Raw genomic sequence first — 14,361 nt, 5'->3', positions numbered from 1 at the left:
GGGATCACCGTAGAAGCCGGTCGGGGCCCCGGCCATGGGCTCAGGCGGAGGCCCGGGGTATGCCTGGCCCTACCCCAGGTCTAGGCCCCGCCGCACTGCGCAGACCCGCCCCGCCCGGTTTCGTGGAAGCAACACCGACACCAGGGGGAACCCATGACACACGACGCCGTCCGGCTGGACTCGGTCACCAGGGCGTACGGGCCCGTGACCGCACTCGACGGAGTCTCACTCGCCTTCCCGGCCGGGACCTTCACCGCCGTCATGGGCCCCTCCGGCTCCGGCAAGTCGACCCTGCTCCAGTGCGCGGCCGGCCTGGACCGGCCCACCTCCGGGTCGGTCACCGTGGGCGGCACCGAGCTGACCGGGCTGAGCGAGCGGCGGCTGACCCTGCTGCGCCGCGAGCGCGTCGGATTCGTCTTCCAGGCGTTCAATCTGCTGCCCGCGCTGACCGCCGAGCAGAACGTGGCGCTGCCCCTGCGCCTGGCAGGACGCCGCGTCCCCAAGACCCGGGTGCGTCAGGCGCTCCAGCAGGTCGGCCTGGCCGACCGGGCCCGGCACAGACCGTCCCAGCTCTCCGGCGGCCAGCAGCAACGGGTCGCCCTGGCCCGTGCGTTGATCACCCGGCCCGACGTGCTGTTCGGCGACGAGCCGACCGGCGCCCTGGACACCCGGACCGGCCGCGAGGTGCTGGAGCTGCTGCGCGGCATGGTCGACCGCGAGGGCCAGACGGTCGTCATGGTCACGCACGACCCGGTGGCCGCCGCGTACGCCGACCGCGTGGTCTTCCTCGTCGACGAGCGCGTCCACGGGGAGTTGACCGGTCCGGACCCCGAGGCCGTCGCCGCGCGCATGACCCGTCTGGAGGCCGTGCCGTGCTGAGCGTCGCCCTGCGCACCCTGCGCACCCGCTGGGTCACCTTCACCGGCAGCTTCGTCGCCCTCTCGCTGGGCGTGGCCCTGCTCACGGTGATGGGCCTGGCCCTGGCCTCGTCGGCCGCCGCCCCGGAGCGCGGCTCCGAACGCTTCGCCACCGCCCCGGTCGTCGTCAAGGGCCAGGACACCCTGCGCGTACCGACCCCGAACGGCGACCGCACGGCCCGGCTCGCCCACCCGCGCCCGCTGTCCGCCGCGACGGTCGCGGAGGTACGGAAGCTGGGCCCCGTCGTGGCGGACCGCTCCTTCGCCGTACGCGCCGCGGGCGCCCCCGCCGAGCTGGTCGGACACCCGTGGTCCACCGCCGCGTTCGCCCCCTACGACCTCGCCACGGGCCGCGCGCCCCGCACGGCCGACGAGGTCGCCGTCACCGGCGACTGGGCACGCCCCGGCCGGCAGCTCCGCATCGACCGGGGCACCGTACGCGTCGTCGGCACCCTGACCTCCCGCGGCTTCGAGAACGCCGTGTTCTTCACCGATGCCCGCGCCGCCGAACTGGCCCCTCCGGTACACCAGTTGACGGTCACGGCGGATCCGGCAGCCGTGCGGAAGGCCGTGGGCGACAGCGCCCAGGTCCTCACCGGGAACGCGCGCCGCCTCGCCGACGCCGATCCCGACCGGGACAGCGAGGCGCTCACCGCGATGAACGCCCTGTTCGGCACCGCCGGCGGCGTCACCGCCTTCGTGTCGGTCTTCGTCGTGGCGTCCACCTTCGCCTTCGCGGTCGCCCAGCGGCGGCGGGACTTCGCCCTGCTGCGCACCGCCGGAGCGACTCCCGGCCAGATCCGCCGGACCGTCCTCGTCGAGGCCCTCGCCGTCGGCACCCTCACCTCGGCCGCCGGCTGTGCCCTCGGCTCCTACGGGGCACCGCCGCTGGCCGACCGGGTGGCCGCCGAGGGCCTCGCCCCGGCCTGGTTCACCATCGGCGACCACACCTGGCCGTACCACGCGGCCTTCTGGACCGGCCTGCTCGTCGCCCTGTGCGGAGCGAGCGCGGCCTCCTGGCGGGCCGGCCGTACCGCCCCCACCGAGGCCCTGCGCGAGGCGGCCGCGGACAGCAGGACACTGACGCCAGGCCGCCTGTTGTGCGGTACGGCCCTCCTCCTGACGTCCGCCGTGACGCTGGCCTTCGCCCTGGGCGGCTCCCCGGGCGACCTCCTCCAGCGCAAGACGTACATCAGCCGCCCCATGCTGCTGATCACCGCGGCCGCCCTGCTCGCGCCCCTGGTGCTGCGGCCGCTGACCAGCCTGCTGACCTGCCTCCCCTCGACCGTGGGCATGCTGGTCCGGGAGAACACGGCCACCGGAGTACGCCGCACCGCCGCGCTCGCGGCCCCCGTCCTCGTCACGGTCGCCCTCGCCGGTTCACTGCTCGGCGCCACCGCGACCCTGAACCACGCGAAGACCACCGAGACGAGCGACCGCACCACAGCCGCCTTCGTCGTCACCCCGGCCGCCGCGGAGGGCTTCGACGCCGCCACCCTGCGCCGGCTGCGCGCGGTACCGGGCACGCGGATCTCACCGACGTCCTCGACGGCCGTGCACGTCCTGGAGGACGGCGTGGCCCTGATCCGCTCCGAGGCCCGCGCCGCGACCCCCGGCGACCTGGCGGCCACCGCACGCCTGCCGCTCGCCACGGGCGGGCTGAGCGACCTCGACGACGACTCGATCATCGTCAACGAGGAGTGGCAGCGGCACCGGGTCGGCGAACGGGTCCGGGTGTGGCTCGGCGACGGGACACCGCGCACCCTGCGCATCGCCGCGGTGATGACCACCGGCACCGGCGGCAACGGCGTCTACGTCACCCCGCGCAACGCCCCGCGCGCCACGGTCGACCGCGTCGACGTGGCACTCGCGGACGGCACCGCCCCGGACACCGTGGCCACCGCCCTGCACAAGGCGATCGGTGCAGATGGCGGCCGGGTCCTCACCCGGGACGCCTGGATCCGGGCCACCCACCCGGAAACCAACCGCACCACCCGCCTCGGCCTCTTCCTGGTCCTCGGCATCGCCCTGCTCTACACGGGCATCTCCGTGGTCAACACCACGGTCATGGCGGCCTCCGACCGGGCCCGCGACCTGGCCGTGCTGCGGCTGGCCGGAGCCACCCGGTGGCAGGTGCTGCGGCTGACCGCCGCCGAGGCCCTGACGGCCGTCGCGGCCGGCGCGCTGCTCGGCCTCCTGGTCACCGGCGTCAACCTGGCCGGCATGTGGAGCGCCCTCGCCCTGCTGTCGGTCCGGCCCACCGTCACCCTCCCGTGGCAGGCCCTCGGCGCGACGGCGACCGCCTGCGCGCTCCTGGCCGTCCTCTCCGCGACGCTCCCCGCCGCCGTCGCCCTGCGCCGCCGCCCGGTGGAACTGGCAGGCGTACGGGAATGACGTCCCGCGGGCCGGTGGATCTCATCATGAGACCAACCAGGGGAAGCCCCCTAAAGTGGAGCCATGAGACGGACCTCGTTCGGCAGCTGGCCCTGCTCGATCGCCCGCACGGCCGACATCCTGGGCGACGCCTGGACCCTGCTGGTGCTGCGCGAGGTCTTCTACGGCGAGTCCCGCTTCGACGGCTTCATCGGCACGCTCGGCATCGCCCGCAACACCCTCACCGACCGGCTGCGGCGACTGGAGGCCGAGGGCCTGCTGCGGCGGAGCGTCTACCAGAGCGACCCGGTCCGCCACGAGTACCTGCCGACGGACAAGGGCCGCGACTTCTTCGGCGTCCTGGCCGCGATCAACGCCTGGGGCGACCGCTGGCTGGCCGGCGACGCGGGCGCCCCGGTGGTCCTGCACCACACGCCCTGCGGCCACGACACCGAGGCCCGGGTCGTCTGCTCGGCCTGCGGCGAGCCCCTGCACCAGCGGGACATGGCCGCCCGCACCGGCCCGGGCTACCCGACCCGCCTCCTCGACGACCCGGTCGTGCGGGAACGCTTCGCCCCGGGGCGGTCCCTGGGGGAGGCCCGGGCCGGCGAGGGCTGAGCGTTCTCCCGAGACCTGGTCACGGTCCCGGTCACCGCGGCCGGCCAGGACGACCTCGCGCTGGAACCCTGGTCCGTGAGATAGCTCACGCACAGGTCCTGTGCAACGCCTCACACGCGGAAGCACAACGAGAAACGGGCCCCTGCTGGTGACTTCCGTCACCAGCAGAGACCCGTTCATCGGTATCTCTAGTGCGCGAGGGGGGAGTTGAACCCCCACGCCCTTGCGGGCACTGGAACCTGAATCCAGCGCGTCTGCCTATTCCGCCACCCGCGCATTGGGTGTGTCCTGGGCGTCTGCCCCTTGGGGCCGGGCGCCTTCCGACACGCAGAACATTAGCACGCTGGAGGGGGTGGGTTCACATCCCTTATCGCCGCAGGCAGACCCCCCGCCGAACCATCGGTGTCCCTGCCACGTATCAACGCGTACCGGTTCACGTATCAACCTCGTACCGGTACCCGCCGTCTCCGCAGGAGGGGGTCGGGGTCCACAGTCAGGTGCGGGACACTGGTCTTCGACCGCCTCTACGATCCTTGTCAGGCATACACGAGGCGGTTACGCGCAGCAGTACCACCGGAGGAGTTCGAAGAGGAGCTCCACAGGGAACTTCGTCAGGCGTCGACACCCGTCGGCGGGCCTGACAGGGGGAACCAGCCGATCGAGCGGCGCGTGGATACGATCAGTAAGCAGTACCAGGCAAGCGGCCCGCAGGGCAGTGCACAGAACGGCAGCGACGGAGGAGGTGCCCCATGGGAGTCCTGAAGAAGTTCGAGCAGCGTCTCGAAGGTCTGGTCAACGGCACCTTCGCCAAGGTGTTCAAGTCCGAGGTCCAGCCCGTGGAGATCGCGGGAGCTCTCCAGCGTGAGTGCGACAACAACGCCACGATCTGGAACCGCGACCGGACGGTCGTGCCCAACGACTTCATCGTCGAGCTGAGCACGCCGGACTTCGAGCGGCTCAGCCCCTACTCCGGCCAGCTCGGCGACGAGCTCGCCGGCATGGTGCGCGACTACGCCAAGCAGCAGCGCTACACCTTCATGGGCCCGATCAAGGTGCACCTGGAGAAGGCGGACGACCTCGACACCGGCCTGTACCGGGTGCGCAGCCGTACGCTCGCCTCCTCCAGCAGCCAGCAGGGCGGCCCGGGAGGCGGCGCCGCAGCGCCCGCCGCCCCGCAGGGCGGCCGCCCCGGTGGCTACGGCTACCCGCCGTCCGCCGCGCCCACCGGCGCCCCGCCCATGCCGGCCGCGCCGCCGCCCGGCGGCCGCCCCGGCGGATACGGCTACCCGCCCGCCGCGAGCAGCCAGCGGCCCCCGGCCGCCCCGGCCTCCGGTGGACGCACCCGCCACTGGATCGAGATCAACGGCACCCGCCATCAGATCTCCCGCTCGACGCTGGTGCTGGGCCGCAGCACCGACGCCGATGTGCGGATCGACGACCCCGGCGTCTCCCGCCGGCACTGCGAGATCCGGACCGGAACGCCCTCGACGATCCAGGATCTCGGATCCACCAACGGCATCGTGGTGGACGGGCAGCACACCACCCGCGCTACGCTCCGCGACGGCTCGCGGATCGTCGTGGGCAGCACCACCATCATTTACCGGCAAGCCGAAGGGTGAAGCGGGGGCAATGTCAGAGCTGACCCTCACGGTCATGCGGCTGGGTTTCCTGGCCGTACTGTGGCTGTTCGTGATCGTGGCCGTGCAGGTCATCCGCAGCGACCTCTTCGGTACGCGCGTCACCCAGCGCGGATCGCGCCGCGAGGCAGGCCGGCAGCAGCAGGCCGCCGCCCGCCAGGCGCCGCCGCCGCAGCGCCAGCAGTCCGCCGGCGGCCGACGCGGCCGTAACGCCCCCACCAAGCTGGTCGTGACCGAGGGCACCCTCACCGGCACCACGGTCGCGCTCCAGGGCCAGACCATCACCCTGGGCCGGGCGCACGACTCGACGATCGTGCTGGACGACGACTACGCCTCCAGCCGCCATGCCAGGATCTACCCGGACCGCGACGGCCAGTGGATCGTCGAGGACCTCGGCTCCACCAACGGCACGTACCTGGACCGGTCCCGGCTGACGACTCCCACACCGATTGCGCTGGGCGCGCCGATCCGCATCGGCAAGACCGTCATCGAGCTGCGGAAGTAGTGCTACATCATGGATAGGCGCGAGCGGAGCGAGCACGCAGTGGCGGGCCCCACCCCGGCCCCCCGCGCGCTCCCGACCGGAGGGTGGGCAGTGTGGCTCGACACGACCGGCTGTACCCGGAGCCGACAGGCGAGGTGCGCATGAGTCTGTCACTGCGCTTCGCGGCCGGATCGCACAAGGGCATGATCCGGGAGGGCAACGAGGACTCCGGGTACGCCGGCCCCCGCCTGCTCGCCATCGCCGACGGCATGGGCGGCGCGGCCGCCGGTGAGGTCGCCTCCTCCGAGGCCATCTCCACCATCGTGGCGCTCGACGACGACGTCCCCGGCTCCGACATCCTCACCTCGCTCGGCACGGCCGTGCAGCGCGCCAACGACCAGCTGCGCTCGATGGTCGAGGACGACCCCCAGCTGGAGGGCATGGGGACCACCCTGACCGCCCTGCTGTGGACGGGCCAGCGCCTCGGCCTGGTCCACGTCGGCGACTCCCGCGCCTACCTGCTCCGCGACGGCGTCCTCACCCAGATCACCCAGGACCACACCTGGGTGCAGCGCCTGGTCGACGAGGGCCGCATCACCGAGGAGGAGGCGACCACGCACCCGCAGCGCTCGCTGCTGATGCGCGCCCTCGGCTCCGGCGACCACGTCGAGCCGGACCTGTCCATCCGCGAGGTCCGCGCCGGCGACCGCTACCTGATCTGCTCCGACGGCCTGTCCGGCGTGGTGTCCCACCAGACCCTGGAGGACACCCTCGCCAGCTACCAGGGCCCCCAGGAGACCGTCCAGAACCTGATCGAGCTGGCGCTGCGCGGCGGCGGCCCGGACAACATCACGGTCATCATCGCCGACGTCCTCGACCTCGACACCGGCGACACCCTCGCGGGGCAGCTGTCCGACACCCCCGTCGTGGTCGGCGCCGTCGCCGAGAACCAGCACCAGCTGCACGACAACGGCATCATGCAGACCCCCGCGGGCCGCGCCTCCGGGCTCGGCCGCCACGGGCACGGCCAGGGCGGCGGCGAGTTCGGCCCGCCCGGCTCCGGAGACACCACCGGCTACATCCCGGCCTCCGGCTTCGACTACGGCGACGACGACTTCACCAAGCCCCGCAAGAAGGGCCGGTGGCTGAAGAGATCCTTCTTCGGCGCCCTCGCGCTGGCCCTCATCGGCGGCGGCCTGTACGGCGGATACCGCTGGACGCAGACGCAGTACTACGTCGGCGCCGAGGACGAGCACGTCGCGCTGTACCGGGGCATCAGCCAGGACCTGGCCTGGGTCTCGCTCTCGGAGGTCGAGAAGGACCACCCCGAGATCGAACTCAAGTACCTGCCGCCCTACCAGCAGAAGCTGGTCGAGGCGACCATCGCCGAGGGCGGCCTGAAGAACGCCCAGGCGAAGATCGAGGAACTGTCGGTGCAGGCCTCCGCGTGCAAGAAGCAGGCGCAGCGGCGCGAAGCCGAGAGCCAGAACAACTCCAAGACCGGCGAAGGCGAGGCCGGGGGCACCACGGGAACCACTCCCGCCTCCTTCACGTCCAAGGCCACACCGACGCCGAATCCGTCGAACCCGTCGGGCTCACCGTCGGCGCCGGAGAAGTCCACGCCCCCGACCACGACCGCACCCACTCCCAGCCCCGGCCCCAGCCTCTCGGAGGAAGAGCAGAAGGTCGTCTCGCTGTGCGGTAAGCAGTAGCCGTGAGAGGCCCTGTCACACGATGAGCGGTACGAATACGTCGCACTCGCCGACGCACCACACGTCCACGATCGGCGCCGTCGGCGCGCCGAGCCGACGCAACACCGAGCTCGCGCTGCTGGTGTTCGCCGTCGTCATTCCGGTGTTCGCCTACGCCAACGTCGGCCTGGCCATCAACGACTCGGTGCCCCCGGGCCTGCTGAGCTACGGGCTCGGGCTCGGGCTGCTCGCGGGCGTCGGCCACCTCGCCGTACGGAAATTCGCGCCGTACGCCGACCCGCTGATGCTGCCGCTGGCGACCCTGCTCAACGGGATCGGGCTGGTCGTCATCTGGCGGCTGGACCAGTCGAAGAAGCTGCAGGCGAGCTCCAACTTCGTCGAAGCGGCACCGCGCCAGCTGCTGTACTCCGCGATGGGCGTCGCCCTGCTGGTGGTCGTGCTGATCTTCCTGAAGGACCACCGCGTCCTGCAGCGCTACACGTACATCTCCATGGCCGGCGCGCTGTTCCTGCTGGTCCTGCCGCTCGTGCCCGGACTCGGCGCGAACATCTACGGCGCCAAGATCTGGATCAAGATCCCCGGCCTCGGCACGCTGCAGCCCGGCGAGTTCGCGAAGATCGCCCTCGCGGTCTTCTTCGCCGGCTACCTCATGGTGAAGAGGGACGCCCTGGCCCTGGCCAGCCGCCGCTTCATGGGCCTGTACCTGCCCCGCGGCCGCGACCTGGGTCCGATCCTCGTCGTCTGGGTGATCTCGATCCTCATCCTGGTCTTCGAGACCGACCTCGGTACGTCCCTGCTGTTCTTCGGGATGTTCGTCATCATGCTGTACGTCGCCACCGAGCGGACCAGCTGGATCGTCTTCGGTCTGCTGATGTCCGCGGTCGGCGCCGTCGGCGTGGCGAGCTTCGAGCCGCACATCCAGACGCGAGTGCAGGCCTGGCTCGACCCGATGCGCGAGTTCGAACTCTCCCGCGCCGGCGTCCAGGACGGCATCGTCCACTCCGAGCAGGCCATGCAGGCCCTGTGGGCCTTCGGCTCCGGCGGCACGCTCGGCACCGGCCTCGGGCAGGGCAACTCCGACCTCATCGGCTTCGCCGCCAACTCCGACTTCATCCTCGCCACCTTCGGCGAGGAACTGGGCCTGGCAGGCGTCATGGCGATCCTGCTGCTCTACGGCCTGATCATCGAAAGGGGCGTACGCACCGCCCTCGCGGCCCGAGACCCGTTCGGCAAGCTGCTGGCCATCGGCCTGTCCGGTGCCTTCGGCCTCCAGGTCTTCGTCGTGGCCGGCGGTGTGATGGGCCTCATTCCGCTGACCGGTATGACGCTGCCGTTCGTGGCCTACGGCGGTTCCTCCGTGATCGCCAACTGGGCCCTCATCGGCATCCTGTTGCGCATCAGCGACACGGCCCGCCGCCCGGCCCCCGCTCCCGCCGCCAACCCCGACGCCGAGATGACCCAGGTGGTCCGCCCGTCATGAACAAGCCCCTGCGCCGGATCGCGATCTTCTGCGGCCTGCTCGTTCTGGCACTGCTGATCCGCGACAACTGGATCCAGTACGTCCAGGCCGACGAGCTCAGGACCGACAAGAACAACCGCCGCGTCACCATCGAGCGCTACGCCTCCCCCCGCGGCGACATCATCGTGGACGGGAAGCCGATCACCGGCTCCGCCGAGTCTTCGGGCAGCGACTTCAAGTTCAAGCGCACCTACAAGGACGGCGCCATGTGGGCGCCGGTCACCGGCTACGCCTCGCAGGCCTTCGGCGCCACCCAGCTCGAGAACCTCGAGGACGGCATCCTCACCGGCAACGACGACCGGCTCTTCTTCCGCAACACCCTCGACATGCTCACCGGCAAGAAGCAGCAGGGCGGCAACGTCGTCACGACGCTGAACGGCGCCGCGCAGAAGGCCGCGTACAACGGCCTGAAGAAGCAGGGCGGCAAGGGTGCCGTCGTCGCCCTGGAGCCGTCCACGGGCAAGATCCTGGCCCTGGCCTCCTATCCGTCGTACGACCCGTCGTCCTTCGCCGGGAACTCCACGACGACGGACACCAAGGCCTGGCAGAAGCTGCAGAAGAAGGTCAACCCGAACGACCCGATGCTCAACCGGGCGCTGCGCGAGACCTACCCGCCCGGCTCCACCTTCAAGGTGGTCACCGCGGCCGCGGCGCTCGAGGACGGTCTGTACGACAGCGCCGACGAAAAGACGGACTCGCCGGACCCCTGGACCATGACGGGCACCAACACCAAGCTGCCCAACGAGGGCAACATCCCCTGCAAGAACGCGACGCTGCGGGTGGCCCTCCAGTACTCCTGCAACACCGTCTTTGGCAAGATCGGCGCCGACCTCGGCAACGACAAGATGCTGGACATGACCAAGAAGTTCGGCTTCGACGAGGAACACTTCACGCCGGTGCGCGCCAACGCCTCGGTCTTCTCCGACAACATGGACCCCTCGCAGACCGCGCTGTCCTCGATCGGTCAGTTCAACACCGCCGCCACCCCGCTGCAGATGGCCATGGTCGCCTCGGCGGTCGCCAACGACGGCAAGCTGATGAAGCCGTACATGGTCGACGAGCTCCAGTCGCCCGGCGTCGACCCGATCGAGAAGACCGACCCCGAGGAGCTGAGCCAGCCGATGTCGGCGGAGAACGCCCAGATCCTCCAGTCGATGATGGAGACGGTCGTCGACAAGGGCACGGGCTCGAACGCCAAGATCGACGGCGTCACGGTGGGCGGCAAGACCGGTACCGCCCAGCACGGCGTCGACAACAGCGAGAACCCCTACGCGTGGTTCATCTCCTACGCCAAGGGCGACGACGACAGCTCGCCGGTCGCCGTGGCGGTCGTCGTCGAGGACGACGACGCCGTCCGTGACGACATCTCCGGCGGCGGCCTCGCGGCGCCGATCGCGAGGAACGTGATGGAGGCGGTCATCGACAGCAAGAAGTGACCCCGCTCACGTCTGCTTCACATCGGTGCACGTTGCGATACCGGTCCTGTATCGGCTGACGGGCTTGGCCAGGTCACACAAAGCGAGCCGGGTACGGTAGGCCCGGACGGCAGCCCCGACCGTACAAGCGTGCCGGTCGGGACCGACGGAGAGGGCTGGTAGGTAGCTATGGAAGAGCCGCGTCGCCTCGGCGGCCGGTACGAACTGGGCCAGGTGCTCGGGCGTGGTGGCATGGCGGAGGTCTACCTCGCGCATGACACCCGCCTCGGCCGCACCGTGGCGGTGAAGACGCTGCGCGCGGATCTCGCGCGCGACCCTTCCTTCCAGGCCCGGTTCCGCCGGGAGGCCCAGTCGGCCGCCTCGCTCAACCATCCCGCGATCGTCGCGGTCTACGACACGGGCGAGGACTACATCGACAACGTGTCGATCCCGTACATCGTCATGGAGTACGTGGACGGCTCGACACTGCGTGAGCTGCTGCACTCCGGCCGCAAGCTGCTGCCGGAGCGGGCCATGGAGATGACCATCGGCATCCTCCAGGCCCTGGAGTACTCCCACCGCGCCGGCATCGTCCACCGCGACATCAAGCCGGCGAACGTCATGCTGACGCGCAACGGCCAGGTCAAGGTCATGGACTTCGGCATCGCCCGCGCCATGGGCGACTCCGGCATGACGATGACGCAGACCTCCGCGGTCATCGGCACCGCCCAGTACCTCTCGCCGGAGCAGGCCAAGGGCGAGCAGGTCGACGCCCGGTCCGACCTGTACTCCACCGGCTGTCTGCTCTACGAGCTGCTGACCGTCCGTCCGCCCTTCGTCGGCGACTCCCCGGTGGCCGTGGCCTACCAGCACGTCCGCGAGGAGCCGCAGTCGCCGAGCGTCTTCGACCCCGAGATCACGCCCGAGATGGACGCGATCGTGCTGAAGGCGCTCGTCAAGGACCCGGACTACCGCTACCAGTCCGCCGACGAGATGCGCGTCGACATCGAGGCCTGCCTCGACGGCCAGCCGGTCGCCGCCACGGCCGCGATGGGCGCGGCGGGCTACGGCGGCTACCCCGACGACCAGCCGACGACGGCCCTGCGCGCGGACTCCGGCGCCGGCGCCACGTCCATGCTGCCCCCCATGAACCCGGACGACGGCGGCTTCGGCTACGACGACCGCCCCGACCGGCGCCGCGGCCAGCAGCGCAAGTCCAACACCTCCACGATCCTGCTGGTGGTGGCGGGCATCCTCGTCCTGGTGGGGGCGATCCTGATCGGCCGGTGGGCGTTCAGCGGCGACGGCGGCGCGAGCAACGACCAAGTCGAGGCACCCAACTTCATCGGTGAGACGCTGGCCGACGCCAGGCAACTGGCGGAGAACAGCGATCTCAAGCTGAGCACCACCAACAAACCCTGCGACAACCAGGCCAAGGGCAAGATCTGCTCCCAGAACCCTGCGTTCAAGGCGAAGGTCAACAAGGGCGACACCATCTCCCTGGTCGTGTCGACGGGGGCGCCGAAGGTGACGGTGCCGGACGTCACGGGCCTGACCTACGACAAGGCCGCGGCCCAACTCGACGAGAAGGGCTTCAAGGTCGAGCAGAAGACCGAGGAGTCCGACCGCACCCCCGGAGTGGTCACCGACCAGGACCCGAAGGGCGACACGGAGCAGGAAAAGGGCTCCACGATCACCCTGACCGTCGCCAAGGAAGCGGAGAAGTCCACCGTCCCGGACGTGCTCGGCCAGAGCTGTGACGCGGCCAAGCAGCAGATGCAGGCCAGCAACCTGGTCGGCAACTGCACCGAGGTCGAAACCGACGACGACAACCAGGTCGGCAAGGTCATCCAGACCACGCCGCAGGCCGGTACGTCCGTTGAGCCGAATTCGACGGTCAACATCCAGATCGGCAAGAAGAAGCAGCAGCAGAAGGTCAAGGTCCCGCAGGTGGTCGGCCAGACGGTCGGCCAGGCCAAGCAGATCCTCGCGCAGGCCGGCTTCACGAACATCCAGTTCGCGAACGGCAGCGACCAGAGCGACAACGCCCTCGTCGCCGGCCAGAACCCCGGCCCCAACCAGGAGGTCGACGACCCGGCGGCCACGACGGTCACCCTCCAGACCGTCGGCGTCGGAGGCGGCAACAACGGCGGCAACGGCAACGGCGGCATCTTCGGCGGCCTGAGCGGCAGCAACGAGGACGACTGACCCGGACCTCACCCCAGCGTGACGCCCCAGAGCCCCCGGCCCTCAAGGCCGGGGGCTCTGCCGTGCACGATCGACGAGCATGTAAAGAACATGTCAAGAGTCGATCGTCCGGACATGAGACCACCCCACGATCACTAGCGTCAGGGACGACCAGACGTGATCAGAATGGGGAATGTTCTCGTGCGACTCCTGACCAAGAGCGCCGTCCGTGTGGCGAGTGTGGCCACACTCACTCTCGGTGGCCTCCTCTACGCGCCCAGCGCCCAGGCCGCCCCCAGCGCGGCGTCCGACTACTGCACCGGTTACTCGCTCATCGCCAGCTACCCGGTCAAGACCTCGGGCGGCACGTCCTACGGCACCGCGTACCTCTACTGGAAAGAGTCCTCGGGCTTCAACTGTGCCGTCGCGGTGAAGAACAGCGCGGGCGGCGCGGGCACCAAGAACTACATGTCGGTGACCTTGACCGCGTGCAAGGAGACGAAGCCCAAGGCCACGTGCCAGGAGTCGGACGACGTCTACAGCAAGTCCAATGACGGGGACAACTACGCCCACTACGCGGGCTGGGTGCAGGTCCACACCGGAAAGGGCCACTGCGTGAAGCTCGACGCGGTGATCTGGAAGAGCGGCACCTTCGCCCAGTTCAGCTCGGGCGCCTTCCACTGCGGCTGACCCACGACGGTCCGGGCCCGCCACCTGCCCAGGCTGGCGGGCCCGTTCGCCTACCCGGTCAGCCCAGTTCCTTCGGCGGTGTCCGGTCCGCGTCCACCTTCTCCACCCGCTCCAACTCCCCCCACACGACGTACCGGTACGTGCTCGTGTACAGCGGCGTGCAGGTCGTCAGAGTGATGTAGTGGCCCGGCTTCTTCTTGCCGGACTCCTTCGGGACCTGCGAGAGCACCTCGACGTTGTACTTCGAGGTCTCGGGAAGGATGTCGTAGACCTTGTAGACGAACCACTTGTCCTTCGTCTCGAAGACGATCGGGTCGCCCTTCTTGATCTTGTCGATGTTGTGGAACTTGGCGCCGTGGCCGTCACGGTGGGCGGCGAGGGAGAAGTTGCCGTTCTTGCCCGACATCGGCAGGGTCGCCTTGACGGGGTCGGTGTAGTAGCCGGCGACACCGTCGTTGAGGATCTTGTTCGACGTGCCCTTCTCGACCAGAACCTCGCCCTTGGTCATCGCGGGCACGTGCAGGAAACCGATGCCGCTCTTGGTGTCCAGCACACCGGGGCCGCCCCGGCCGTGGGCCCAGTCCTCACGGACCTTGTCGGCCTGCTTGCCGGCCGCGCGGTCGGCGACCACGTTCGTCCACCACAGCGAGTAGACGACGAAGAGGCCGAGGACCAGGCCCGCGGTGATGAGGAGTTCCCCGAAGAAGCTGACCGCCATGGCGATCGGGCCGGGCCTGCGACGTGCCGCAGGCGGCCGGGACCCCCCGCCGGTGTGCTTCTCGTGATCCGTGTCGGTGGTCGCTGCCACT

General features: G+C 70.3%; 11 protein-coding genes and 1 tRNA gene. 10 read left to right on the top strand and 2 right to left on the bottom strand.

All coding sequences use genetic code 11. The annotated features are described in order from the left end of the window. Positions 1–153 precede the first annotated feature (153 nt). The 3 genes from AB0G20_RS06080 (at position 154) to AB0G20_RS06070 (ending at position 3,908) form a co-directional block, all read left to right on the top strand. Positions 154–879, top strand: a complete 726-nt coding sequence (locus AB0G20_RS06080; RefSeq protein ID WP_361296472.1) for an ABC transporter ATP-binding protein — start codon at positions 154–156, stop codon at positions 877–879. After that, complete coding sequence (locus AB0G20_RS06075; RefSeq protein ID WP_361296469.1) at positions 873–3,311, top strand: FtsX-like permease family protein; 2,439 nt, start codon at positions 873–875, stop codon at positions 3,309–3,311. The genes AB0G20_RS06080 and AB0G20_RS06075 overlap by 7 nt, the downstream gene beginning before the upstream one ends. A 63-nt stretch (positions 3,312–3,374) precedes the next feature. After that, on the top strand, positions 3,375–3,908 hold the full coding sequence (locus tag AB0G20_RS06070; RefSeq protein ID WP_361296466.1) for a helix-turn-helix domain-containing protein: 534 nt from the start codon (positions 3,375–3,377) through the stop codon (positions 3,906–3,908). 192 nt (positions 3,909–4,100) lie between these two features. Here AB0G20_RS06070 and AB0G20_RS06065 read toward each other — a convergent pair. Then, positions 4,101–4,184 (bottom strand) — tRNA-Leu (locus AB0G20_RS06065). A gap of 473 nt (positions 4,185–4,657) precedes the next feature. On the opposite strand from AB0G20_RS06065, the gene AB0G20_RS06060 reads away from it, so the two are divergent. From AB0G20_RS06060 to AB0G20_RS06030, 7 genes are all read left to right on the top strand, one after another. Continuing rightward, entirely contained in the window at positions 4,658–5,527 is an 870-nt protein-coding gene (locus AB0G20_RS06060; protein ID WP_361296463.1) for a DUF3662 and FHA domain-containing protein, read from the top strand. A 10-nt stretch (positions 5,528–5,537) separates the two neighbouring features. Further along, positions 5,538–6,050: an FHA domain-containing protein gene (locus AB0G20_RS06055; RefSeq protein ID WP_031137561.1), complete on the top strand. Its 513-nt coding sequence runs from the start codon at positions 5,538–5,540 to the stop codon at positions 6,048–6,050. 140 nt (positions 6,051–6,190) lie between these two features. Beyond that, complete coding sequence (locus AB0G20_RS06050; RefSeq protein WP_361296459.1) at positions 6,191–7,741, top strand: Stp1/IreP family PP2C-type Ser/Thr phosphatase; 1,551 nt, start codon at positions 6,191–6,193, stop codon at positions 7,739–7,741. 22 nt (positions 7,742–7,763) lie between these two features. Next, positions 7,764–9,221, top strand: a complete 1,458-nt coding sequence (locus AB0G20_RS06045; protein WP_361296456.1) for an FtsW/RodA/SpoVE family cell cycle protein — start codon at positions 7,764–7,766, stop codon at positions 9,219–9,221. Next, positions 9,218–10,696 carry a penicillin-binding protein 2 gene (locus AB0G20_RS06040; RefSeq protein WP_361296453.1) on the top strand — a complete coding sequence of 493 codons (1,479 nt, stop codon included), beginning with the start codon at positions 9,218–9,220 and terminating at the stop codon, positions 10,694–10,696. Before AB0G20_RS06045 ends, AB0G20_RS06040 begins: the two co-directional genes overlap by 4 nt. 168 nt (positions 10,697–10,864) lie before the next feature. Then, positions 10,865–12,883, top strand: a complete 2,019-nt coding sequence (gene pknB, locus AB0G20_RS06035; protein ID WP_361296450.1) for a Stk1 family PASTA domain-containing Ser/Thr kinase — start codon at positions 10,865–10,867, stop codon at positions 12,881–12,883. Positions 12,884–13,063: 180 nt separating this feature from the next. Continuing rightward, positions 13,064–13,552 carry a hypothetical protein gene (locus tag AB0G20_RS06030; protein WP_361296447.1) on the top strand — a complete coding sequence of 163 codons (489 nt, stop codon included), beginning with the start codon at positions 13,064–13,066 and terminating at the stop codon, positions 13,550–13,552. Positions 13,553–13,610: 58 nt separating this feature from the next. Here the strand turns inward: AB0G20_RS06030 and AB0G20_RS06025 are convergent, their stop codons facing one another. Next, positions 13,611–14,360, bottom strand: coding sequence for a class E sortase (locus AB0G20_RS06025; RefSeq protein WP_361296444.1), 750 nt, complete (start codon positions 14,358–14,360; stop codon positions 13,611–13,613). Position 14,361: the final 1 nt, after the last annotated feature.

Origin of the sequence: Streptomyces sp. NPDC024017 (assembly GCF_040638895.1) — a bacterium.
Taxonomy (GTDB): Bacteria; Actinomycetota; Actinomycetes; order Streptomycetales; family Streptomycetaceae; genus Streptomyces.
Note: the sequence above shows the minus strand (reverse complement) of the source record. Positions and strands in the feature narration are given on the sequence as shown.

Coding starts and splice junctions, on each gene's coding strand:
- AB0G20_RS06080 (WP_361296472.1), top strand. CDS start 154: ATGACACACGACGCCGTCCGGCTGGACTCGGTCACCAGGGCGTACGGG.
- AB0G20_RS06070 (WP_361296466.1), top strand. CDS start 3,375: ATGAGACGGACCTCGTTCGGCAGCTGGCCCTGCTCGATCGCCCGCACG.
- AB0G20_RS06060 (WP_361296463.1), top strand. CDS start 4,658: ATGGGAGTCCTGAAGAAGTTCGAGCAGCGTCTCGAAGGTCTGGTCAAC.
- AB0G20_RS06055 (WP_031137561.1), top strand. CDS start 5,538: ATGTCAGAGCTGACCCTCACGGTCATGCGGCTGGGTTTCCTGGCCGTA.
- AB0G20_RS06050 (WP_361296459.1), top strand. CDS start 6,191: ATGAGTCTGTCACTGCGCTTCGCGGCCGGATCGCACAAGGGCATGATC.
- AB0G20_RS06045 (WP_361296456.1), top strand. CDS start 7,764: ATGAGCGGTACGAATACGTCGCACTCGCCGACGCACCACACGTCCACG.
- AB0G20_RS06040 (WP_361296453.1), top strand. CDS start 9,218: ATGAACAAGCCCCTGCGCCGGATCGCGATCTTCTGCGGCCTGCTCGTT.
- pknB (WP_361296450.1), top strand. CDS start 10,865: ATGGAAGAGCCGCGTCGCCTCGGCGGCCGGTACGAACTGGGCCAGGTG.